Genomic DNA, 23,451 nt, shown 5'->3' with positions numbered 1-23,451 from the left:
ATTCCCGAACAACCATACCATTATGAAAAAAATCTACTTACTACTACTGTTTCTTACGAGTTTATTGGGATATTCTCAGGCTCCGGACCCTCAACCGGCAGTTAACGGAGCGAGAACCATTACAATCACAACGCCAAAAACAATTACAGTTACATCTGGTACTTTGAGTTATACCAATGCGACAGAAAATGGCAGAGCCAATGGTACGTTTTCTATTATTTTTGAAGGAGGTACAGGCGACTACGTTTATTACTTTACCAAAGATGGGCAGCCTTATACCCCGGTTTCCTGGACTTCTCTGCCAGCCGGAAGCTACGTCATGTACGCGAAAGACAGAGACAGAGTTTGTACAAGTGGTAATATTCCTTTTATAATTTACGAACCCCAAGCGCTAATCGTCAGTACTCCAAAACCAGCCAATATAAAATGCCCCGGAGGAACAGGCAATCTGACAGCTTCAGCTGTTGGAGGTTATCCTTACAGCGCAACACCAATAAACCGAACTTACAATTATACCTGGTACAAATGTGACGCAGCCGGAAATAACTCCAGTAAGATTTCGGGACCAAGTACAAATCCCGATGTCTCAGGGCAAACTGCCGGTTATTATAAAGTTGAAGTTACCGATAGCAAAGGAAATCCTGCTACCGGACCTGTAGTGTTATTAGAGCCTAATCCTCAAATAGAATCAGTGGTACTTTCTAAAAAAGATGTTAGCTGTTTCGGAACAGATGATGGTGAAATTCAAATAAGCTTAAAGGGTGGAGTTGCTCCACTATCAGTGCTTTGGAATGACGGCAGCACAAGTATAAACAGAACCGGTTTAAAAGCTGGTAACTATAAGTACACGGTAACAGATGCAAATTTATGTACGTTTAGCAATAATATAACCACAGAAATTAAACCATCACCTCCTGCACTAGAAATTAAGCTTGATGCAAAAACACAACCTACATCGTCCGGAGCAACTGATGGAACAATAACAATCTCAGTAACTGGCGGGGCAGGTAACTATATTTACTCTTGGACTAAAAATGGCCAACCCTTTACCGCTAACACCAATGCCATTACAGGCTTAGGAAATGGCAGTTACCAAGTCAAAGTAGTCGATAAAAACGGATGTGATAAAACTTCCGGAATAATCGAATTAAAAGCATTGGAAGTAACTAAGCAAGATCAGACCAACATCAAATGTAAAGGCCAGCCTACGGGTAGCATAACCGTAGTAGCAAGTGGCGGAACACTAAACACTACTACCCCTAATTATAAATTTCAATGGTTGTTAAACGGAACTGAAATGCCCGGTAAAGAATCGGCAACTCTAAGCGGAATTTTTAAAGGAGACTATACTGTTAAAGTAACGGATGCTACTAATAACACCATAACTTCAATAATTTATAAGATAACAGAACCAGATGAAGTACTTAATGTAAAAAACTCAGCTGCACAACGCCGTAATGTTTCTTGTAATGGCGGAAATGATGGAGCGATAGACGTTACTGTTTCGGGAGGAACCGGTGCTTACTATTATTTATGGAGTAACGGAAGTACAGCTCCAAGACTAAGCAATGTTCCCGCTGGTACCTACTGGGTTGCCGTTACCGATGACAATGGCTGCCCTGCCCGATTAGACAATATAGTAATTACCCAGCCTGATCCAATAGTTGTTCCAACACCAGTCATTAAAAATGTCGCCATTTTTGGTCAAAATACAGGTTCCATAATATTCCCTGCTGATCCTGCAGGTGGTACTCCGATTTACAAATACAACTGGACCCGTGCCGGTGATCCTACTTTTCCGAGAACGACGAGAGATATAACCGCTCTGAAAGCAGGAACTTATCGCTTAGAAATTAGAGATGCTAGTGCTAATACTGCAGACAATGCGGGCTGTATCGTTACAAAGGACTATACGGTAACCGAATCGGACTTATTGGAAGTTCAGATCAAAGAAACCCAATTTATTAAATGTAATGGAGATTCTAACGGAAAATTGGTCGCTCTTGCTAAAGGTGGAATTGCACCTTACAAATATGTGTGGAAGAAAAATGGAATTGTACTTCCGTCTGAAACTACATCGGAAATCACAAATTATGCTGTCGGAAAGTACAGTGTTTCTGTAACCGACACGGCAAATCCTGAACCAGCGGGTCCTTTTGCAAAAGCAGAACAACTCAACTATGATTTACAACAACCGGATAAATTAACCGTAACCTTAACCAAGCAAACAGATGTTTTATGTTATGGTGCCGCAACCGGTGCTATTGATATTACGATCACAGGAGGAACTGGTCCTTACACACAGCAATGGACTAAAAACGGAGTAAATTATTCCACTTCTGATGATTTGTCAGGACTTACAATTGGTACTTATAATGTTACCGTAACTGATCGTGCCGATCACGGGTGTACAGAAACACTTACTATTCCTGTTGAAATTACACAGCCAAATGCACCATTAAAAATTGAGAGCGCTACCCCAATTGATCTAACCGGTTTTGAAACTCAAAATGGTAGCATAGCGGTAACGGTTTCAGGTGGAAAACCTAATTATACTTATGAATGGACAAAAGATGCATCGCCAACAATAATTGGTTCAACTGCCTCCATACAAAATCTGGGTATTGGAATTTACCATTTAATTGTAAAAGACGCTAATGGCTGTAGTCTTCCAAAAGCAGACTATCAAATCATCCAGCCTGATAAACTTGAAATCATTAGTATCACACAGACTCCAAATACAAATATAGCCTGTTATGGTGATTCACCTGCCGAATTTACAGCTGTAGTAACCGGGGGTGTAAAAGCCTATACATTTGAATGGCTCAACAACACAACCGGAGTAAAATATAGTCATACAGAAAATAATACAGCCAATTCAACCAGCTCAAAAGCGTCAAATCTTGGAGCCGGAAATTATACTATCACCGTAAAAGACCAGAAGAATAATATTCTTTTTGGCACCAATACTTTTACCATTTCGCAACCTGATAAACTGGCATTCACCTTTGTAAAAACAGATGTATCGTGTCATGGCGGAAGTAACGGTACTGTAAAATTAACCATCACAGGAGGTACAAAATTTGCTGACATCACCAAACCCTACACTATTGTAACAAGTGCCGGAACAGTTGATGCTCAAAACGGAATCATTTCAGGATTGTCTAACGGAAGCTACACCATATTTATAAGTGACGCTAACGGATGTCAGACACAAGCACAAACTGTTAATATTGCTGAACCTGCAAAATCTGTTTTCATCAGCAGTGAGACGGTTACCCCAACAACAGGTTTTGGCTTGTCGACCGGTAAAATTGCAATCACCGTAGAGGGCGGAACTCCGGGATATACCTATCAATGGAAAAATAGTTCGAACATGGTAGTAGGAACTAATAGTCCTGTCTTAAACAATGTTCCTGCAGGAGTTTATACCGTTTTGATAACCGATTCAAAATTATGTACAATCACCAACAATTATACAATAGAACAACCTACAAAACCTGTATTGACAGAAACTCATTTACAGGCAAAATGTAACGGTTTATCAGGTACTTTAGAAGCTATTGCAACCGGAGGAGCCACTTTTACACAAAACCAAATTGACAGAATTTACACTTATAAACTAAGAAATAAAACAACCGGAACTGTCGTAACTATCGTTCAAAACACGGCCAGTTTTAAAAACATTCCAGACGGAGACTACTCACTTACCGCTACCGATGTGGGCAATGTAGACTCTAATACGATTGACGTAACATTCAAACAGCCTACCGCCGTTGTGGTAAACTTAATCTCAAAAACTCCCGTGAGTTGTTTCGCGGGACAAGACGGAGCAATTCAAATAGCAGTTACCGGAGGAACACCTTTCATCGTAAATGGTGCTCCTGTTTATAACTATCAATGGAAAAAAAGAAACACCGCCACCAATGCATACGAGAACTTTACACCGGTAGCCTTAAACGCCCTTACTGAAGGCGATTATGCAGTAGAAGTTCGTGACGCCAATTACAATTCTGCTGATGCAACCCATTGTATCGGAATTCTGGAGAACATCATCATCACACAACCGGCAGATTTTGGATTCGATGTTGATAAAATTACCTATATCAACCCTACAGCTCTGAACGGAAATGACGGTGCACTGCATTTTGAAATTATAGGAGGAAAACCAAATTTTGAGTATAAACTCTACACTAAAGATGCACTGGCTAACATAACAGTTGTAAAAACGATTTCAAATACAGCGGCCAAAATGGTCGACTTTACTGGTTTAGTTAAAGATCACTATTATGTATCTGTTCAGGATGCAACCGGCTGTACAAAATACGCTGATTTTGATTTTACTGATAATCCGTTAACCATCACAATCAGACAAACTCAGGACATGACCTGCTTTGAATCCAACAATGCGATTCTTGAAGCAACAATAGCCGGAGGTTTTGGAACCAAAAAAATTAGCTGGTACAGAAACAATGTCTTATTGCCAAATGAGAACAACATCAAACTCATCAATGCTAAAATAGGTACTTACTACGCTGTTGTAAAAGATTCAAAAGCAATTGAAGTAACCACTGCTCCAATAATCATAACTCAGCCTGATTATATAACCTTTACCACCGTTCCTGAACCTGTAAAATGTTTAGGAGATACAAACGGAAGTATTGCTATCACAGCAGCAGGAGGAAATGGAATATTCAGATCCCGTTATTTCCAAAATGGAATATTGGTTAAAAATTGGACAAATTTCACAAACGGAGCAAAAACAGTTATTACTGATTTAGCCGATGGAGAATACACCATTCAGGTACAAGACACACAGCAATGTACAAGCACAGAGGCAACCGTAAAAATTACGTCTCCAACTGCTTTAACAATTAGTAAAATTGTATCAATTCCTGCTACAGGAAAAGGACTAAGTAACGGATCTCTTGCTATAACGGCACAGGGAGCAAACGGTGCCTACACCTATAACTGGTTCAAAAATGATGGTACCGCATTAAATCAGACCACAGCCACAGCAATAAACCTGGCTGCCGGAAACTACTACGTTATCATCAAAGATGCTAAAAACTGTAGCTTAACTTCACAACTATTAGAAGTTACAGAACCTCCTTTGCTGGAAACTAGTGTAGCAGTACAAAACGTTGTTTTATGTAATGGAGATAAAAACGGAAGTTTGAAACCAAATACAATTGGTGGATTCCTAAAACCGGGCGAAAGCTATACTTATCAATGGTTTGCAGAAAATAATGCCACCGTATTAGCAACAACGACTATTCTAACAGGTATCGGAAAAGGTTCTTATTATACAATCGCAACAGATTCAAATGGTAATAAGGCTACCAGCCAAATTTTCATCGTTACTGAGCCTCAGGTTCTGAACAATAACCTCACGGCAGACTATACTCTTTGTGGAGACTTCAACGACTGGACTATTGATACTAATCCATCAGGAGGAACACTACCGTATAGCTACAGCTGGAATACGGGTGCTCAAACCGCTAGCATAAAAAATGTCCCACCGGGTTATTATTTTGTCAAAATCACAGACAAACACGGTTGTACCATTACAAAAGATATTACCATTGTAGCGCCTGTTCATTTAGCAGCAGCCGAAACTATTAAAATACCAACCTGTTATGCCGGTTCTGATGCGACTATTACCCTGACCGCTTCAGGAGGAAAAGCGCCTTATACTTATTTATGGAATACCGGAGAAACATCAAATGTCTTAAAGAATGCTTCGGCAGGAGAATATAAAGTTGTCGTTACGGACATCAAAGGTTGTGTGATCAATCATACCTACACCATTGTCAATCCACCGAAAGATGTTATCAATATCGGAGAAGATGTGACTTTATGTTTTGATCAGACCTTAACCATTAATGCCACAATTGATGACGATAAAGCAACCTATTCATGGACTTCTGATAAAGGTTTCAAGAGCAACAAAGCGATAGTTACCGTTTCTGAACCTGCAAATTATACCGTTGTAGTTACCAATAAATTGGGTTGTGAGGCTACAGATACCATCAAAATTTCAAGTCAGAATACCCCAATTAGTGCCGAATTTGCAGTCTCTAGTCAGGTATTCAAAAACGAGAAATTCATAATCGTTGACATCAGTAATCCGGATGCCGATGAAATCGAATGGGTAATTCCTGCCGGTGCAACCGTAATCTCGAAAAACAAAGATTTTGCCGAAATCAGTTTCAGTCAGGCTGGTGAATACGACATTACATTAAACACCAAAAAAGGAAACTGTACTGCTTTTCAAACCAAGTCAGTCTTAGTAACTGAAGGGGAATACGAAGAAAACAATCCGGACGATCAGACTTTCAAAAAATTCGATCTGAAAATCTATCCAAATCCGTCAAAAGGAGCTTTTACTGTAGATGTATTGCTGGATAAAGTAATGCCGGCACATGTTAAGGTTTATAATTTGAATAACAACTTACTGATAGATTCAAAAACACAGGAAGGTAAAGACAATTACCTGTTCAACTTTAGTTTAACCGGGCTTCCATCAGGAATCTATTTCGTGTTATTCGAGTCACAGCAAGGAAGTAAATTGAGAAAAATCATTATTCAGTAAACTCTAACTTATCCAGCAAGCAAAATTATAAATTTCAAATACTAATGGAAATCAAGAAAACGGTCTTGATTTCCATGGCCCATAAAGAATGATTTTAAAAAGAATAATTTTAATTACACTACTGCTATTCACCGGTACCTTTGCTTTTTCGCAAAACTTTAATGTACAGGAGCTCGGCAAAGCCAAACTTATAAATGTTAGTGGTGGTGCATCAGCCAATACGGTATTCTATTCCGGTAATGCCACACGAGAGCCTTTCAGTTATTTTTTGAACGGAAACATCAATTTCAATATTGCTAATCTGTACAACATACCGCTTTCATTTTCTTATACCAATCAAAAATTCGGGTACAACAAACCTGTTTTAATGAATCGTCTGAGCATACATCCTTCTTATAAATGGATTACTGCCCATATTGGAGACGTCAGCATGACCTTCTCCCCTTACACACTGAGCGGTCATCAGTTTACCGGTTTTGGAGTAGATTTGACTCCACAGGGAAAATTTAAAATCAGTGCGATGTATGGACGCTTATTAAAAAGCAACGAATTTGATTCAGCCTATCCTGATATTCTTCCTGCTTACAAAAGATTTGGATATGGATTTAAAACCGCTTATTCCCTGGAGAAAATAAACCTGGGACTTACTTTGTTTAAAGCAAGAGATCAGATCAATTCTTTAAACAACCCCGTACCCTTTGAACTGGATGTCGCTCCAAAGGAAAATGCTGCCATTAGTTTTGAAACTAATTTTAAACTTTTTCAAAAACTACAAGTCTCTACCGAATATGCCAGCAGCAGTATAACCGAAGATTTAAGAGTTGTAGCAGGTGGAAAAGCAAAAGGGGTTTCTTCTTTTCTATTGGGCAGAAACAGTACTACCACTAGTTATAATGCTTTCAAAGGACAATTGGCTTACCCGGCCGGAAAAGGAACTTTAGGATTAGGTTACGAACGAATTGACCCCAACTACAGAACCTTCGGAGGGTACTATTTTAATAACGATTTAGAAAACGTAACCGTTAATGCGACCCAAAATCTGTATAAAGATAAAGTGTCGATTGCCTTAAACTTAGGACTTCAGAAAGACAATTTAGAAAAGCAGAAAGAAAGCCAAATGAAACGTTTGGTAACCTCAGCTAATGTCGATTTGAGACCCAATCAAAAATTAAACCTGAACCTGAACTATTCTAACTTTCAATCGTTCACCAACAGCCGTAATCAGTTTGACTACATCAATCAGGTTTCCAATTACGAGTATTTAGATACATTAAACTTCAGGCAAGTCAACCAAAATTTAGGTCTGACAGTAAATTATCTGTTAAGAAATGACAAACAGTTAAAAAAAGCAATTAGTGCCAATTTCTCCATGCAGGATGCTGTAAACCAACAGCAAGGAAAAACAATTGCAGGCGGAGCATCGACCTATTACAACTCAGCCCTTACCTATTCTCTTGGGTATCCTCAAAAAGAGCTCAGCTTCAACGGTTCTATAAACAATACCTATGGACAAACGGATGGTGGGAAGAGTTTTATTATCGGACCAACAATTGGAGCTTCCAAACTGTTTTTCGATAAAAAAATGAATGCCAATGCCTCGACAAGTTACAATACTAGCTATGCCAATGGTCAGAAACAAAACGACATCTTCAATTTCAGATTGAACGGGTCTTACATTTATCTTGAAAAACACAATTTCAACATGAGTGTCATCACATTATTCAGTAAAACGGCCACCGGTAAAAACAATGATATGACGGCTACACTGTCTTATTCCTATTCCTTTGACAAAATCAAAATGCGTCCGAAGAAAGAACCAAAAACAGAAGAAGACATGAACCTTACTTCTATTCTGAAAATAAACCTTAACGGAAAAGCTTTTGAAGGAACACGGGATCAGATTACAGCTCAATTAAAAGAAATGCAATTGGCACTAAACCCATTACCGGAAAAAGAAAGCACAAATTTAGAGCATTTACTCACTCTGGCTTCGCTTACACCGGATGACAAACAGTTTAAAGAGAAAGTATTAGATTATCTTGAAGCTTACAATATCGAAGCAGAAAACGTAAAAAAATACAAAGATTATGTTCTCGAAGCTGCCAAAAAATTAGAAACAGAGATGAAAGACAAAGATGCAAGTCTTGAAAATGCTTATGTTTCGGCTTTAGGAAGAGTAAACAGCCACAAACTGCATGGTGTGAATGAAGAAAACGTTACCGATAAAACCGCTTACAAATCCTATCAGAAATTGGTAGAACGAAGTAACAAAAATCGCGATCAACTCACACGTCACCGATGGATGCTCAAAGAAATTTCGGCATTAACCAAACTTCCAGCTGCCGAAATACAGCAAAATCCGGCTGCAGTAGTTTTTAGTGCAGAAGAAATGGAAGAAGCTTTTAAATCGATAAAAGAAAAAAAATCCGGTCCTGAAATAATAGCGGCTATCGAAGTCAAAATGATACCGTTTTATCACGATCTCGCACTTAAAAATGCAAACATTGATGAAATCGATCTTAACCATATTCAAAAATAAAAGGAGTCAATACTTCCCTGCTAACCTGACAAAAAATGGATAAAATTCAATTACCCAAAATGCTGAAAAACTTACACCTGTACCTGCTGCTGCTCTGCGCCTTAATAGGATTTGAAGGCTTTGCACAAACGTTCCCGATTTCGGTTACGACTCAAATTGCGCAGCCATCACCTATTTATTTAAGCAAATATGCCGATGCGACTACGATAAACAGTCCCATTAAAATTCAACTACTGCTTAACGATTTGACCATCTCCAATCGTCAGGTTCGATTAAAAATATACTTTCAGGGCAACGGAGTTGCGTTCAGCAACAACGATTTTGTTGTAGGAGCAAAACCACTGTATCTTGAAGGAGGGTTTCCATTGCAATTAACTAATGTTGATCTGGCGCCCTACTTTCAGTATCAAAACCTGTTGGGCTTAAATCCGAATCAATATGCGCAGCCTTTACCCGAAGGAATCAGTAACTTTTATGTAGAGGTATATGATTTTGCTACAGGAAAAAAACTGTCTCGAAAAACGGGTACAACTACCGTTATTTTTCAAAATGAACCTCCCTTCCTGAACCTGCCTTTGAACAATGCTTCAATCATGCAGCAAAACCTGCAAAACATTGTTTTCAGCTGGACACCGCGAAGCATCAACGTTAGTAATGTCGAGTATGAATTTTCATTGGTCGAAATCTGGGACAATTACACCCCGGTACAAAATGCATTTGCTTACTCACCTCCGTTGTATACCACCACTACCAAAATGACCACGCTGCAATATGGCATGAGTGAACCTCAACTGATTCCCGGTAAAAAATACGCCTGGCGCATTAAAGCAAAAGCTATTCAGGGGGCTGAAGAAATTGGAGTTTTTAAAAACAACGGTTATACCGAAATCTTTGCTTTTACCTATGAAGTATTCTGTACCTCTCCCCTTGCCATTAAAACCGAAAGTATCGGCCAGGATCAGGCTAAGATAAACTGGAGCGGTAACGTCGATAATTTTGACTATCAGGTAAACTATCGTGAGAAAAATTCCGGTTCGGAATGGTACAAAGCGGTAACGCCAAGAGAAAATATTACGCTAAGCAATTTAAAGCCTAACACTACCTACGAATATACCGTAGGGTCGTCCTGCGATGTGGGTAAATATATTCACAGTTCCATATATGAATTCACTACCATTGCCAGAGACGAAATTGTATTTCAGGGCTGTGGTATCAAACCGGATCCAAAAGATCTCACCAACCAAACACCACTTCCGGAACTTTTCCCGAATGATGTCATTTCAGCGGGAGATTTTCCTATCGTAGTTTTAAAAGCAACCGGAAGTAATGGTAATTTCTCGGGAGAAGGTTATGTAACCCTTCCCTTCTTAGAAAAATTCAGGAAACTTATTGATGCTGCTGAAGCCCTAAGCCCAAAAGATGGTGAAGGCAACTCAAAATGGAACTTAAGCGAAAATACCCGTATCAAAATTACCTTTGATAATATCGGGCTTAATACCGATTTCAAATTAATTTCGGGAGAAATTGTAGCCGGTTATGATGCTGGTAACTGGGATAAATTCCTGGATGTTGATAAATTGATGAATGATATTTCAGAAGAATATGATCCAATTATGGAATCTATTTTCGGGCCAAAACCAACACAAGAAGAAGTAGATGCTGCTGAAAAAGAAGAAGCTGTTGAGCCTAATAATCCAACACCTCCTTCGGAAACTCCGATTGAATATAACCCTATTACTGTTGTGGATGTAGACGAGCCTGAACCTACACCTCCTCCAATAAAAGAAACGACTCCTGTAAAAAATGAAACTAGAGAACCGTCAACAACAACCGCAAGTAATGGAACCGTTACTGAGAATGGTTATTTTATAGAATACAAAGGACAAAAATATTATGATGGCGGCAGGATCAAAATACCATATAGACGTCATATGGAAGAAACCTTTGAAATGAAAACGGTACCTAAGGACGCCATAGTAAGCTATAGTATATACAAACCAGGCGAATCAGAAATGGTACGTGGATATGACAGTAAAACCAGTAAGAGTACCTTACCTATTGAAGATATTAAAACTACTAATAACCTATTAAAACAAGATTTACAAGCTGAAGCAAATAGCATTGAAGGTAGTCCAAAAGTACGGGTAGAGGTTGAAAAAATTGTGGAAAAATTTACACAAAATGGATTGACAGCTACTCATATTCCAAATTCAGTTAAATTAAAAAAGAGGGTTGCAAATGCTGGAGAAACACTGTATTATGTAAATAAACCAAGAAAAACAGATCATAGAAATACAGAAATAAAAGCAATTTTAAGTCAAACAAATCTTAACAAAATTCCAAAAGACTATATAAAATGGAAAATTAATGGTATTGATGATGAAAACAAGAATGGAACTACTCAAATTAAAATTCGTCTAGCTGATGATAATAAAGTTTTAAATTCTACCTTCACGAACATTTCAGGTTCACCTGAAATCACAACGAAAGATGTAAGTATTAAATGGGTTGATGAAGGTTATTACAAAAACTCTCTTTCATTAGCCAGCGGGAACTTTAAAAATAAACTAATAGAAAAAGCTTTTGAAGCAACTAAAATGGTTGAGAAAGCAACAAAGTTTTTTGATAAAATACCTTTTATCAAAAAAGTGCAAAATAAAGGTTTATTGAAAGAATCAGGAATTCAGTATTATTATAATATAATTCCTTTTGAAAAAGAATTTAGAAATGTTGAAGATCCTGATTCCAGATTGTACTTTGGAGAAACTAAAACTGGAGGTGGATTTGAATTAGGTATTGAAGGGAAGGCAACTATTTGGTCATTGCCAATATCATTTGAAAGACTTCCTTTACCTGAATGGGTAATCCAAAAAATTAAAAAAGTAGTTACAGCAAAAATAGACATTGTAGCTTCTGCCAAATCTTTTGGTGAAGTTAAGGCTGCAGTAGAAGAACGTTTGTATGTAGAGTCCAAAACTAAAAAAATTGTAAAAAGTGGAGTTGATCCGGCAATCTTAAAATTAGAAATGGCTTTTGGAGTAGAATCGGAATTTAGTCTTGGTGGTGACAATGATTATCTATCAGGAGGAATTGAAGCTTCCGGACTTACTAAAGCTGAATTAATAAGAATTGGTTATTATACAGATGATAATGGAGGTAAATTTGATTATGGTTTGTTACACGACGGAGTTTATTTAGAATTAAAAGCATCTGGATATATAAATACGCTGGGAAAAAAATGGGAAACCGAAAAATATAATGAAAAAATAATGCTAATAAAAGAGAATAAGTAAATTATGAAAACATTTTGTTTAATACTAATATTTTTAGGAGTATCAATAACTGGAATTGAAGTAGCAAATGATTTTACTAAAACCAAGATTTTTTACGCCTCATTTAATCCTCAAAAATATTATCATAAAGATACATTAGTGGTAAGAGAAAAAATACCTCCAATGAGTAGTAGCAGTAATAAAACTTCTTGGATATTTTATGGATATTGCAAATCTGACAAATTAAAGAGTGGCATTACAATTTCTCAAAGCATAATCGAAAATCAAAATACAACTGAAATTCCGATTTGGAGAATAAGCTCTGTAAAAAATAAAATTATATATAGAAGAAAAAATAACATAATAAACAGCCCATTTTCTTATGAAATGCGTGACTATTGGTTTACTCCAATATTTATGTTAGCAGCGATACCCGCCTTATTTTATTACATTAACATCAAAAGGAAAGAACGAAAAAAACTATAAAATTGACATGAGAAACTTAATAATAACTATAATTATCTTTTTTTTTAAAACAGCCTTCTTCGCCCAAGTCAATGTGAAAGAAGGTATTCCTTTAGAATATAATGATATAAAAGAAATCAATTTTAAAATTTTCAACCCGGCACTTAGAATTAATAAAGCGGATTCTCCTTCTGAGATAGATTATACAAGAGTTGAAGGCTTAATACAATCTTATTTTTCTGCAAATGACTCCATTTGGGATAAAAGTGATTATCATGATAAAGAGCATAAATCTGTTAAGGATCAAGAGCACTACAATTTGGTAAAAAAATCAAACAAAGAAAAAGAGTATGTTGAAATTGAATCTATCTACGAGTTTAGTGAAAAAGGAAAAAAGGTGAATTTTGTAAAATATGCAATAACAATAGATGGCTTGCCTTTTCAAATTATAGCAGTAATGTCTTGCGTAGAAATTAATAACCGTTGGTATATTTATGATATGTTTAATCAGGGTAATATTCTAACTTTAATTAAAAGCCTTGATTCCAATAAACTTAATTTTATCTTTCAGAAAAGTAACGAAAGTAATAATCTCTTAAAAGATATAAAAAGAAAAATATCAATAAATAATATTATCGATATTAATACATTCTATACTTATTATAAAACTTGGTACAAAGAAAATAATTCACAATATTTAAAAGAAATAAGGGATGAAAGAAACTGGGTTGAAAATTATCATTATGCAAAAGCAGAATTTGGTATTTCCCCTAAAACAACTAATTTTCAAATCAGTATGCCATTTAGTTTGGATAATTCTATTTTCCATGTCTACAAAAAAGGAGAAGATGCCTTAATTAATAGTCCTGAAAGCCTTGAAAAATATAAAAATTCAGTAGAAAAATTCCTAATTCCATCTACAAATGAGAGCATCAGATTAATCCATAAATTTAAGTTCTCACTAGATGACTCCGTATATTATATTATCAAACACGAAAAAAACGGTAAATTTTACACAGAAACTTTTTTGGAAAACAAAGGAAAGGTAGACAATACTTCCCCTCTGTTTAACACTCTTAATAATCTCCTACTGAAACTGAAATCCAATACTTTTATAGATTTAAACTCGACTGATCCGATTCAAAAAGATCTGGAAAATATTAGATTGCAAGCACAAAATCAGACACAAAAAATGATTAATTTGACCGTTCTAAATCAATTAATAGAGAAAAACAAAGCTTCTCTTTCCAAATATCTCGATCAATAACAGTTCAAAATATAAGCAAAAACTATAAAAAACAAGTGTTCTTTATAAACACCAAAAGCTCTGGAAATCCCAGAGCTTTTTCTATTCAAAAAAACAACAAATCAATCCATTCTCTTGAATCACTTTTTTTCTTCATATAATTAAAAGTGATATTTTAATTATAAATATTTTCATTGAAATAAAATAGTCGGTATTTTCGGATTTTATAGACTAATTTAGATTGAGATACAAGCGAGATGCTCGCACCAGCGACGGAAGTATTAAAACAATTTAATAAAGGTATAATCGAATTTAAATTCATTAAAGAAATTATAAAGTAATGACAGTAGTAGAAAAAATTAAAGATGTAATGGATAGGTATTATATCAAAAAGGAAATAAAAAGTAAAGATCACCTTATTGAAATATTAAACATCGAACTTACGGTAAATCAGTTCAATGAAGCTATAGAACACTCAATGTTAACAAATGATTATAAACTAGTTAACTATGTTTTATATACAGGTTTTTTAATGAAATATTTTAATGCCGAAAATGAACCTACTTTAAGAAAGATACTATTATTAAATTTTCATAAATCACATGAAGATATAGTAAGTCTCTTTCAGTTAAACTATAATAATACTAAAGAAAATATTCCTTCATTACTAAATGCAATCAAAATTATCCCTGATTATTTAAGTCCTTCTGATTTTAAGTATCCATATATTAGAAAAATCATCTATGCTATCGGCGCACAACCAGAACCTGATAATGTTCAAGCATTAGAAATACTTTCACAATCAGACGATGAAGAGATAAAAAAAATAGCTCTGCATCAAATTGAAAAAAGAAAAAAACTTGGCCGATGGGAAGCTGAGGAGAATGAATAATTTTAAAAGCGAAAACTATAAAAAAACTAATTCTTCTATAAAAACCAAAAGCTCTGGAACCTCCAGAGCTTTTTTCATTTAAAAAAACAACAAATCAATCCATTCTCTTGAATCACTTTTTTTGAGAATAATTAATACCTAACCCTCCGGCGATATATACCTTCATCAATTCCTCGGTGTTTATCTTTATGTTTTGATGAAGAACATTTCCTTTCACTTTTTTAATGTCAAAAGGGATCGTTTTCGATAAAAAATAATCTCCGCCAGTGATAGTAATGATAAGGGCTTCACCTTTTTTAGAAACCAGGGACGTAATCGAAAAATCACCCGTTTTCGGATCTATTTTCATAGGAGGCTGTGAATCGTTTACACTAAGTGTTAGATTCGGATAGACTTTACCGTTTAAAGGTCTGTTTGTTTTTGCATCTAACAACTTCCCTTTGAGGATTATCGAAATTTCTTCCTGAACGGTTTGATTAACCGCTATTTTCCCCATAATATTACTTTTAGGTACTGATTCATTTATTTCAGTTTGAACCGGAGTTTTTTCCTGTCCTGTAACATTTGAAGCCAACAGTATAGAGGCTGCTACTGCCGCATACTTCAGATTATTCATTTTAGAGGTTTCCTGCTGTACAAACTCCTCCTCTAGCTGAGTTATTTTCAATCGGGCACAAATGTTTTGGTCCTTATTGTCTGCGATGAATCTGGCTACTTCGGAGTTCGTTTTTCGGCTTAAATCAATTACATTCTTTGCACAGGAACTGCAAAAGGAACCTTGTGAATTAGGAATCATACTATCAAAATTTTCAGAACAAGGGTCGGCTATTTCTAAAGTGAATTTCTTTTTCATACTATACTGTTTTTAGTTTAAATCGTTCAAAGACGATTATACTTCTATAGAGTGTATTTTAAAGGAAAAGGTTGGGAAGAACTAAAAATATTTTTCCTTTTATCATAATTTACCCTTATTGCGAGTATACATATTACCCCTCATCGTTCTATTTATTTTGCAGAAATGATTAAAATTCTTTCAAAGAAGGAATTACAAAACTCATACAGTTTAATATATTTGCAGCTAAAAAAACAAATAATGAAAACATCAAAATATACCAAATTTGCAGTAATTCTTTTGGTTATTGTCTTTTTACTTCTTAGTATCATAAGCTGTAGTGTACATACACACAGTACTCCTTCCGGGAAAATTCCACCCGGGCAGGCTAAAAAAATCTCCGGAAGCAAAAGTGCTAAAGCTTATGCACCGGGTCAGCAAAAAAAACAATAATAAAAAATCAAAAAGCCTTCTAAAGTTATTTTTAGAAGGCTTTTTTACATTCAAAAATCTGCTACAAACTGTCCGGTGGCAATAGCTTTTCACAAGCTCTTTAATTTCATAAATTAGCTGCTCAAAAGCTAATCATCAATTATCCCCTATTCAATTTTCGTTTTAAAAAACAAACAACATTCTGTTATTCAATAAAATATGATTTTTATCATATTTAAATTTCTCTTTACTGCCGAACTTGCACCAAATTTACAACCCCATTCTAAACCTGAAATATGCATCAGAAATGAGTAGTCAATTTGGACTGAAAATCCTGCTGTACAGCTTTAAAAAATTACCAATACAAAAAGTGTGCGGTCAAGATTCAGTCTGTTCCAAAGTTTCTTATGTGTTTCGGGTAAAACAAATATCTAAAACAATTTAAAAGAAAATGAAAAGAAAATGAAAAGAAAATGAAAAGAAAAAACCTACTGAGCTTTGTCATGATTCTGACGGCACTATTTTTAATCACTTCCTGTTCTAAAGACAACTCTGAGCATGAGTCTGAATCTTCTACCCCAAAAACGAAAAAATTGCTTCTTATTGGGATAGACGGCTGCAGAGGTGATGCTTTAATGAGTTCAAATACTCCAAATGTTAAAAGTTTACTCAACAATTCTGTTTACAGCTTTGATGCATTGACCAACTCTCCAACCTGGAGCGGAAACGGCTGGTCTACCATGCTTACAGGAGTATCGTCTTCAAAACACGGAGTTACTGACAATTCTTTTTCGACGCCAAACTTTACCCTTTATCCCAGCTTTTTAAAGCGTTTGGAAATTGGTAATCCGGCACTAAAAACTATATCTATCGTACACTGGTCTCCTATTAATGACGATATTATCGACGGGATTGATGTCGAAAAAAACGTAACAGCTGATCTCGATGTAAAAAACGAGGCCGTAAACGCTCTTAAAAATGATAATCCTGATGCTTTATTTCTTCAGTTCGATGATGTCGATCATGCCGGACACTCCTCCGGATTTTCGGGAAGTGTCCCTCAATATAAAGCCGCCATCGAAACAACAGATTCTTATATCGGAGAGATTTTAAACGCTTTAAAAAGCAGGCCAACGTACAATGATGAAGACTGGCTTATTATTGTTTCTACAGATCATGGAGGCGTAGGTACTTCTCACGGCGGCTCCTCTTATCAGGAAAGAAATATTTTTACTATTTTCTACAATAAAGATTTCCCTACTCAGCAAGCCGATCCGGAAACCTCTATTACCGGAACATTTGTAAATTTTAACAACAATAAAATTTATACCTCAACCACTAATTCGCTTTACAATTTTGGCACCACGAGTTTTACTGTCGAATGCAGAGTTAAAACATCAGGGTTCTCAGATGATCCGGCTATTGTTTCAAACAAAAATTGGGCATCCGGTTCAAACTCCGGTTTTGTTATTGCCGGAAAAGACAGTAGCTGGAAGGTTAATATTGGAGACGGTTCGGGGCGTTTAGACTTATCAGCAAGTAATCCTATTAGCGATGGAAAATGGCACCATCTGGCGATGGTAGTAGACCGTACAGCCAAATTACTAAAAATTTATCAGGATGGTATCTTTGTAGACCAGACAACTATAAATAGTGATTTTGGAAGTTTATCCTCAGGACTGCCTTTTGCAATTGGTCAGGACGGAACTTTGTCTTACGGACCAACTATCAACGGAAATATTGCCGAAGTACGTATATGGAACAAAGCATTGCCGGAAACATCTATCCTAAACAACAGCTGTTCGTCTGTAACCAATGCTCATCCGGATTACAATAGTCTTATTGGATACTGGAAAGGTAACAACGGATCCGGGAATACTTTTACAGATTCAAGTCCAAGTAATGTTTCGCTATCCTTTGTTACTACTCCTACCTGGGTTTCAGGTAACGCTCCTTTAAAATGTGGAAGAACAATCTCGGGAGACGTTCCTAAAATGACAGATATTGCTTATTCATCGCTTAAATGGTTTGGTGTAGACATTGCTTTTGGCTGGTCGCTGGAAGGCCGCTCTCTATTGCCTGCCGGAAAATAATAAACTTATCTGAGGGAATTTGCGCTTTGGCAACCTCAACTTTCAGGCACATTCAAAAATATAGTACTTTTGAATGTGCTTGTTTTTTTAAATCCCTCCAAAATTAGCTATCTAAAACAATTTAGGCATAAAAAAACTCCATCCGTAATACGAATAGAGTCTTATATCTAAAAAAGCAGTTTACTATACTACTTTACAAATTCAATTTTTTGAACTTCCTCTTCATTAACACTGTCAAAGAAGCCTTGCTCGTTCATCCAGTCATCGCTGAATACTTTACTCATATAGCGAGAACCGTGATCTGGAAAAATAGCAATAATATTACTTTCTTTAGTAAATTCTCCTTCTTCTGCATATTGCTTAATAGCCTGCATCACAGCTCCTGACGTATATCCTACAAATAAACCTTCCTTTCTGGTGATCTCTCTTGCAGAATGAGCACTTTCTTCATCCGTCACTTTCATGAACTTATCGATGATATCAAAATCTGTAGCCGAAGGAATTAAATTTTTACCTAAACCTTCAATACGGTACGGATAAATCTCTTTGTTATCGAACTCTTTCGTTTCGTGGTATTTTTTTAATACCGATCCAAAAGCATCAACGCCTAAAATTCTGATATTTGGATTTTTCTCTTTTAAGAATTTTGCAGTTCCTGAGATCGTTCCTCCTGTTCCGCTGCACGCAATAAGATGTGTAATTTTTCCTTTAGTCTGTTCCCAGATTTCTGGTCCGGTAGAGTTATAATGTGCATCAATATTCAACTGATTAAAGTATTGATTAATGTACACAGAACCTTTTGTTTCTTCGTGTAAACGTTTCGCTACATTATAGTATGATCTTTCATCATCTGCCGAAACGTGAGCCGGGCATACGTAAACTTTCGCACCTAAACTCCTCAACATGTCAATTTTATCTTTCGATGACTTTGAACTTACTGCCAAAATACAATTATAACCTTTTATAATGCTCACCATAGCCAAACTAAAACCTGTATTACCGGATGTCGTTTCGATGATGGTATCACCTGGCGATAGAATACCTCTTTTTTCGGCCTCTTCAAGAATGTATAACGCTATTCTATCTTTTGAGGAATGTCCTGGATTAAAAGCTTCAACCTTTGCGTAGAAATTACCTTCTAACTCTTCGGTGATTTTATTTAGTTTAATAAGAGGGGTATTACCTATTAATTCTAAAACATTATTATAAGCGTTTATTTCTTCTTTCATAAAAAAATAGTTAATCAAAGGCATTTTAAAATAACCTTGATAGGTTGCAAATTTAACAAAAAAAATCTAATTAGCTTTTAATTTTTTCTAAATCTAATAAAAAACTAAATTCCTTTGCTAAGTCTTTTAAAGCCTCAAAACGTCCTGAAGCCCCGCCATGTCCGGCATCCATATTGGTGTCTAAAAACAATAAATTGTTATTTGTTTTTAGGTTTCTCAATTTGGCTACCCATTTGGCAGGTTCCCAATACTGCACCTGCGAATCGTGTAATCCGGTAGAGACATACATATTAGGATAATTTTGAGCTTTTACATTATCATACGGCGAGTACGACAACATATAATCGTAATATTTTTTATTGTTGGGATTTCCCCATTCATCATATTCTCCTGTTGTTAACGGAATACTGTCGTCCAGCATTGTGGTAATAACATCTACAAAAGGTACCTGAGCAATTACTCCGTTGTACAGTTCCGGTGCTTCGTTTGAGATAACCCCCATCAAAAGTCCTCCGGCTGATCCTCCTTCTGCGTACAAATGTTTAGAAGAAGTAAATTTTTCGTTAATAACAAATTTAGAGCAATCGATGAAATCTGTAAAGGTATTTTTCTTTTTTAACAGTTTTCCATCTTCATACCATTGTCTGCCTAAATCTTCTCCTCCTCTGATGTGGGCAATTGCATAAACAAAACCACGATCCAGTAATGAAAGTCTTGTAGAAGAAAAATAAGTATCCATTGTGATTCCGTAAGAACCATAAGCATAAAGAAGTAACGGATTTTTACCGTTTCTTTCCAACCCTTTTCTGTAAATCATCGAAATAGGCACTTTAACACCATCTCTGGCTGTTGCCCAAACACGCTCTTCGATGTAATTTTCTTTATCGAATTTCCCTCCTAAAACTTCTTGTTCTTTTAGAACTTCTTTGGTTTTAGTCTTCATATTGAAATCGATCACAGAAGATGGCGTTGCCAGTGATTGGTAACTGTAACGCAAAATATCCGTATCAAAATCAACATTTGTTGTGGTATATGCATTATACGTTTCACTGCCAAAAGGCAAATAATAATCAGGCTCACCATTCCACGGCATAATACGAATGTGATTCAAACCATTTGAGCGTTCTTCAACCACTAAATAATTCTTAAAAATCTCAATATCTTCCAATAAAACATCTTCACGATGCGGAATAAGATCTACCCAATTTCTTTTTCCTGTTTTGTTTTCAGGAGTTTTCATCAGCTTGAAATTGGTCGCCTTGTCTTTATTGGTTAAAATATAAAACGAATCTTCATAATGCGAAATACTGTACTCCAGCCCACGAACACGGGTCTGAAACACTTCAAACTCCCCGTCCGGGTTATCAGAATTCAAAATCCTATATTCTGTAGTTAAGGTACTTCCGGAACCAATTACGATATATTTTCTTGATTTCTCTTTGCTGACAGAAACGTTAAAGGTGTCATCAGTTTCATTAAAAACCAAAACATCCTTTGTAGCATCTGTATGCAATTTGTGTCTGAAAATTTTATCCGCTCTTAAAGTAACTTCGTCTTGTTTGGTATAAAAAACAGTTTTATTATCATTGGCCCAAACCGACCCTCCGGTTGCATTTTCAATTCTATCGGGTAAAATTTCTCCCGTTTCTAAGTTTTTAAACTGAATCGTGTAAATTCTTCTTCCTACAATATCAACTCCAAAACTTGCGAATTTATTATCAGGGCTTATGCTTAAGCCTCCTAATTTAAAATAAGCATGTCCTTTTGCCAGCTCATTACAGTTGAATAAAATTTCTTCTTCTGCCGAAAGGCTCCCTTTTTTTCTGGCAAAAATTGGATAATCCTCTCCTGTCTCAAAACGGGTGATGTAATAATATCCGTTGTAAAAATAAGGAACAGAGGAATCGTCTTCTTTTATTCTTCCTTTCATTTCTTCATACAGGTCTTCCTGAAGGCCTTTGGTATGCAAAGTCATACTTTGGTAATAAGCATTTTCCTGATTCAGATAATCAATTACCTCAGGGTTTTCGCGATCATTTAACCAGAAATAATTATCGACTCTGGTTTCTTTATGTTTTTTTAGTGATTTTGGAACTTCTTTGGCTATTGGGGCCACTATATCGTTTTGCATTGATTGAGCATTAGTTTTTAAATACGAAGCAGCAAAAATACTATAAACGCAACAGAACCAAATTAATTTTTTCATAAAATATATGTTGCTTTCATACAGCAATATACTAATTTTGTACGGAATAATTTAAAAATCAACAAAAATGGATTTAATGGGAATGATGGGTAAACTTAAAGAAACCCAACAAAAAATTGAAGATACAAAAAAACGTTTAGACACCGTTTTGATTGATGAACAAAGCGCTGACGGATTATTAAAAATAACATTAACAGCCAATAGAAAAGTAAAATCAATCAGCATTGATGATTCTTTACTGGAAGATAAAGAACAACTTGAAGACTACCTTATTGTAACTCTGAATAAAGCAATAGAAAAAGCAACAAGTGTAAACGAAAGAGAATTGGATGCCGTTGCCAAAATGGATATGCCAATGATTCCGGGAATGGATAATCTTTTTAAATAGAGAGACTAAGGCTCTAAGATTCTGAGTCAAAGATGTATAAAAAAAGCTATCCTTTACGGATAGCTTTTTTTATACAAGCTGCCTTTAAATCAAGACCTTTGTACCTTTGCAACTTAGAACCTTTCCCCTAAAATTTCTGCAGTGTTTCAATCACATAAGTATGCATTACTTCTTTATAATCTAAATGGGTAACAATTCTAAGTTTATTATGCCCCATCGAGCTTATTAAGATATTTTTTTGTTTAAGCTTTTCAATCAAAAGCAGATCGCTATACCCTTCTGCCAGGGAGAAAATCAAAATATTCGTTTCAACCGGTTCTATTGCGGAAACCCAGGATTTCGTACTTAATACAGCTGCGATTTCTTTAGCTCTTCTGTGATCTTCTGCCAGTCTTTCGATATTATGTGCCAAAGCGAACAATCCCGCTGCTGCCAAATACCCTACCTGACGCATTCCTCCGCCAAGTATCTTCCTTATTCTCAACGCCCTACGAATATCTTCTTTCGTTCCAAGCAATACAGAACCTATTGGAGCACCTAATCCTTTAGACAAACAAACCGATATCGTATCGAAAATTGCTCCAAATTCTTTCGGGTTTTGTCTTTTAGCCACCAATGCATTCCAAATTCTGGCTCCATCCAAATGGAATTTCAGATTATTAGCATCACAAACTTTTTTTATCTCTCTTAAATCTTCTAATTCATAACAAGCCCCGCCCCCCTTATTGGTGGTATTCTCGACACAAACCAAACTGGTTAACGGACTGTGATAAAACTCAGGATCATTGATTGCCGCAGCTACCTGACTGGCATTTATCATCCCTCTATTTCCATCTAACAAACAACAGGATACACCACTGTTAAACGAAACTCCTCCTCCTTCATAATGATAGACGTGAGCATATTTATCTGCAATCAATTGTTCTCCGGGCTGCGTATGTAATTTAATTGCGGTTTGATTTGCCATAGTTCCAGACGGAAAAAAAAGCCCGGCTTCCATACCAAAAAACTCAGCAACTCTAGTCTCTAATTCGATAACTGTAGGATCTTGCCTGTATACGTCATCCCCAACATGAGCATTAAACATATACTGCAACATTTCATATGTTGGTTTAGTAATGGTATCGCTAATTAAATTTATTTCCATATTCTAAAAACTATATCTTATTTTTGTACAGCAAAATTACATATTACTGTTAGTTAATTTTGGTAAGTTTCAGTAAATTTTAACTTCCCGATAACGATAGAACCAAATTAACGTA

The 23,451-nt window shown here is 35.9% G+C and carries 13 protein-coding genes; 9 read left to right on the top strand and 4 right to left on the bottom strand.

The window, feature by feature from the left end; translation table 11 throughout:
• Positions 1-22: 22 nt before the first annotated feature.
• From ACAM30_RS16175 to ACAM30_RS16150, 6 genes are all read left to right on the top strand, one after another.
• The gene (locus tag ACAM30_RS16175; RefSeq protein ID WP_369615622.1) at positions 23-6,595 is read left to right on the top strand and encodes a T9SS type A sorting domain-containing protein; all 6,573 of its coding nucleotides are present in this window, start codon (positions 23-25) and stop codon (positions 6,593-6,595) included.
• Between the two features lie 88 nt (positions 6,596-6,683).
• Entirely contained in the window at positions 6,684-9,134 is a 2,451-nt protein-coding gene (locus ACAM30_RS16170; RefSeq protein WP_369615621.1) for a hypothetical protein, read from the top strand.
• A gap of 35 nt (positions 9,135-9,169) precedes the next feature.
• Positions 9,170-12,427: a fibronectin type III domain-containing protein gene (locus tag ACAM30_RS16165; RefSeq protein WP_369615620.1), complete on the top strand. Its 3,258-nt coding sequence runs from the start codon at positions 9,170-9,172 to the stop codon at positions 12,425-12,427.
• A 3-nt stretch (positions 12,428-12,430) separates the two neighbouring features.
• On the top strand, positions 12,431-12,892 hold the full coding sequence (locus ACAM30_RS16160; RefSeq protein ID WP_369615619.1) for a hypothetical protein: 462 nt from the start codon (positions 12,431-12,433) through the stop codon (positions 12,890-12,892).
• 7 nt (positions 12,893-12,899) lie between these two features.
• The gene (locus ACAM30_RS16155) at positions 12,900-14,138 is read left to right on the top strand and encodes a hypothetical protein (RefSeq protein ID WP_369615618.1); all 1,239 of its coding nucleotides are present in this window, start codon (positions 12,900-12,902) and stop codon (positions 14,136-14,138) included.
• Positions 14,139-14,457: 319 nt separating this feature from the next.
• The gene (locus tag ACAM30_RS16150; protein WP_369615617.1) at positions 14,458-15,009 is read left to right on the top strand and encodes a hypothetical protein; all 552 of its coding nucleotides are present in this window, start codon (positions 14,458-14,460) and stop codon (positions 15,007-15,009) included.
• Between the two features lie 112 nt (positions 15,010-15,121).
• On the opposite strand, the gene ACAM30_RS16145 is transcribed toward ACAM30_RS16150, so the two are convergent.
• Positions 15,122-15,862: a hypothetical protein gene (locus ACAM30_RS16145; RefSeq protein WP_369615616.1), complete on the bottom strand. Its 741-nt coding sequence runs from the start codon at positions 15,860-15,862 to the stop codon at positions 15,122-15,124.
• Between the two features lie 240 nt (positions 15,863-16,102).
• Between ACAM30_RS16145 and ACAM30_RS16140 the strand changes: the two genes are divergently transcribed.
• Positions 16,103-16,294, top strand: a complete 192-nt coding sequence (locus tag ACAM30_RS16140) for a hypothetical protein (RefSeq protein WP_369615615.1) — start codon at positions 16,103-16,105, stop codon at positions 16,292-16,294.
• Positions 16,295-16,746: 452 nt separating this feature from the next.
• Complete coding sequence (locus tag ACAM30_RS16135; RefSeq protein WP_369615614.1) at positions 16,747-18,366, top strand: alkaline phosphatase family protein; 1,620 nt, start codon at positions 16,747-16,749, stop codon at positions 18,364-18,366.
• A 188-nt stretch (positions 18,367-18,554) separates the two neighbouring features.
• On the opposite strand, the gene ACAM30_RS16130 is transcribed toward ACAM30_RS16135, so the two are convergent.
• Positions 18,555-19,595, bottom strand: a complete 1,041-nt coding sequence (locus ACAM30_RS16130; protein ID WP_369615613.1) for a PLP-dependent cysteine synthase family protein — start codon at positions 19,593-19,595, stop codon at positions 18,555-18,557.
• A gap of 70 nt (positions 19,596-19,665) precedes the next feature.
• Positions 19,666-21,726 carry a S9 family peptidase gene (locus tag ACAM30_RS16125; protein WP_369615612.1) on the bottom strand — a complete coding sequence of 687 codons (2,061 nt, stop codon included), beginning with the start codon at positions 21,724-21,726 and terminating at the stop codon, positions 19,666-19,668.
• A gap of 142 nt (positions 21,727-21,868) precedes the next feature.
• Here ACAM30_RS16125 and ACAM30_RS16120 point away from each other — a divergent pair, with 142 nt between their 5' ends.
• Positions 21,869-22,189 (top strand): YbaB/EbfC family nucleoid-associated protein, encoded by a 321-nt coding sequence (locus ACAM30_RS16120; RefSeq protein WP_017498214.1) that lies wholly within the window; start codon positions 21,869-21,871, stop codon positions 22,187-22,189.
• A gap of 127 nt (positions 22,190-22,316) precedes the next feature.
• Here the strand turns inward: ACAM30_RS16120 and ACAM30_RS16115 are convergent, their stop codons facing one another.
• Entirely contained in the window at positions 22,317-23,336 is a 1,020-nt protein-coding gene (locus tag ACAM30_RS16115; protein ID WP_369615611.1) for a low specificity L-threonine aldolase, read from the bottom strand.
• Positions 23,337-23,451 lie beyond the last annotated feature (115 nt).

Source organism: Flavobacterium sp. CFS9 (genome assembly GCF_041154745.1).
Taxonomy (GTDB): Bacteria; Bacteroidota; Bacteroidia; order Flavobacteriales; family Flavobacteriaceae; genus Flavobacterium.
Note: the sequence above shows the minus strand (reverse complement) of the source record. Positions and strands in the feature narration are given on the sequence as shown.

Bases quoted from the DNA above. Each gene is read 5' to 3' on its own strand.
- ACAM30_RS16175 (WP_369615622.1), top strand. From the start codon at position 23: ATGAAAAAAATCTACTTACTACTACTGTTTCTTACGAGTTTATTGGGA.
- ACAM30_RS16170 (WP_369615621.1), top strand. From the start codon at position 6,684: ATGATTTTAAAAAGAATAATTTTAATTACACTACTGCTATTCACCGGT.
- ACAM30_RS16165 (WP_369615620.1), top strand. From the start codon at position 9,170: ATGGATAAAATTCAATTACCCAAAATGCTGAAAAACTTACACCTGTAC.
- ACAM30_RS16160 (WP_369615619.1), top strand. From the start codon at position 12,431: ATGAAAACATTTTGTTTAATACTAATATTTTTAGGAGTATCAATAACT.
- ACAM30_RS16155 (WP_369615618.1), top strand. From the start codon at position 12,900: ATGAGAAACTTAATAATAACTATAATTATCTTTTTTTTTAAAACAGCC.
- ACAM30_RS16150 (WP_369615617.1), top strand. From the start codon at position 14,458: ATGACAGTAGTAGAAAAAATTAAAGATGTAATGGATAGGTATTATATC.
- ACAM30_RS16145 (WP_369615616.1), bottom strand. From the start codon at position 15,862: ATGAAAAAGAAATTCACTTTAGAAATAGCCGACCCTTGTTCTGAAAAT.
- ACAM30_RS16140 (WP_369615615.1), top strand. From the start codon at position 16,103: ATGAAAACATCAAAATATACCAAATTTGCAGTAATTCTTTTGGTTATT.
- ACAM30_RS16135 (WP_369615614.1), top strand. From the start codon at position 16,747: ATGAAAAGAAAAAACCTACTGAGCTTTGTCATGATTCTGACGGCACTA.
- ACAM30_RS16130 (WP_369615613.1), bottom strand. From the start codon at position 19,595: ATGAAAGAAGAAATAAACGCTTATAATAATGTTTTAGAATTAATAGGT.
- ACAM30_RS16125 (WP_369615612.1), bottom strand. From the start codon at position 21,726: ATGCAAAACGATATAGTGGCCCCAATAGCCAAAGAAGTTCCAAAATCA.
- ACAM30_RS16120 (WP_017498214.1), top strand. From the start codon at position 21,869: ATGGATTTAATGGGAATGATGGGTAAACTTAAAGAAACCCAACAAAAA.
- ACAM30_RS16115 (WP_369615611.1), bottom strand. From the start codon at position 23,336: ATGGAAATAAATTTAATTAGCGATACCATTACTAAACCAACATATGAA.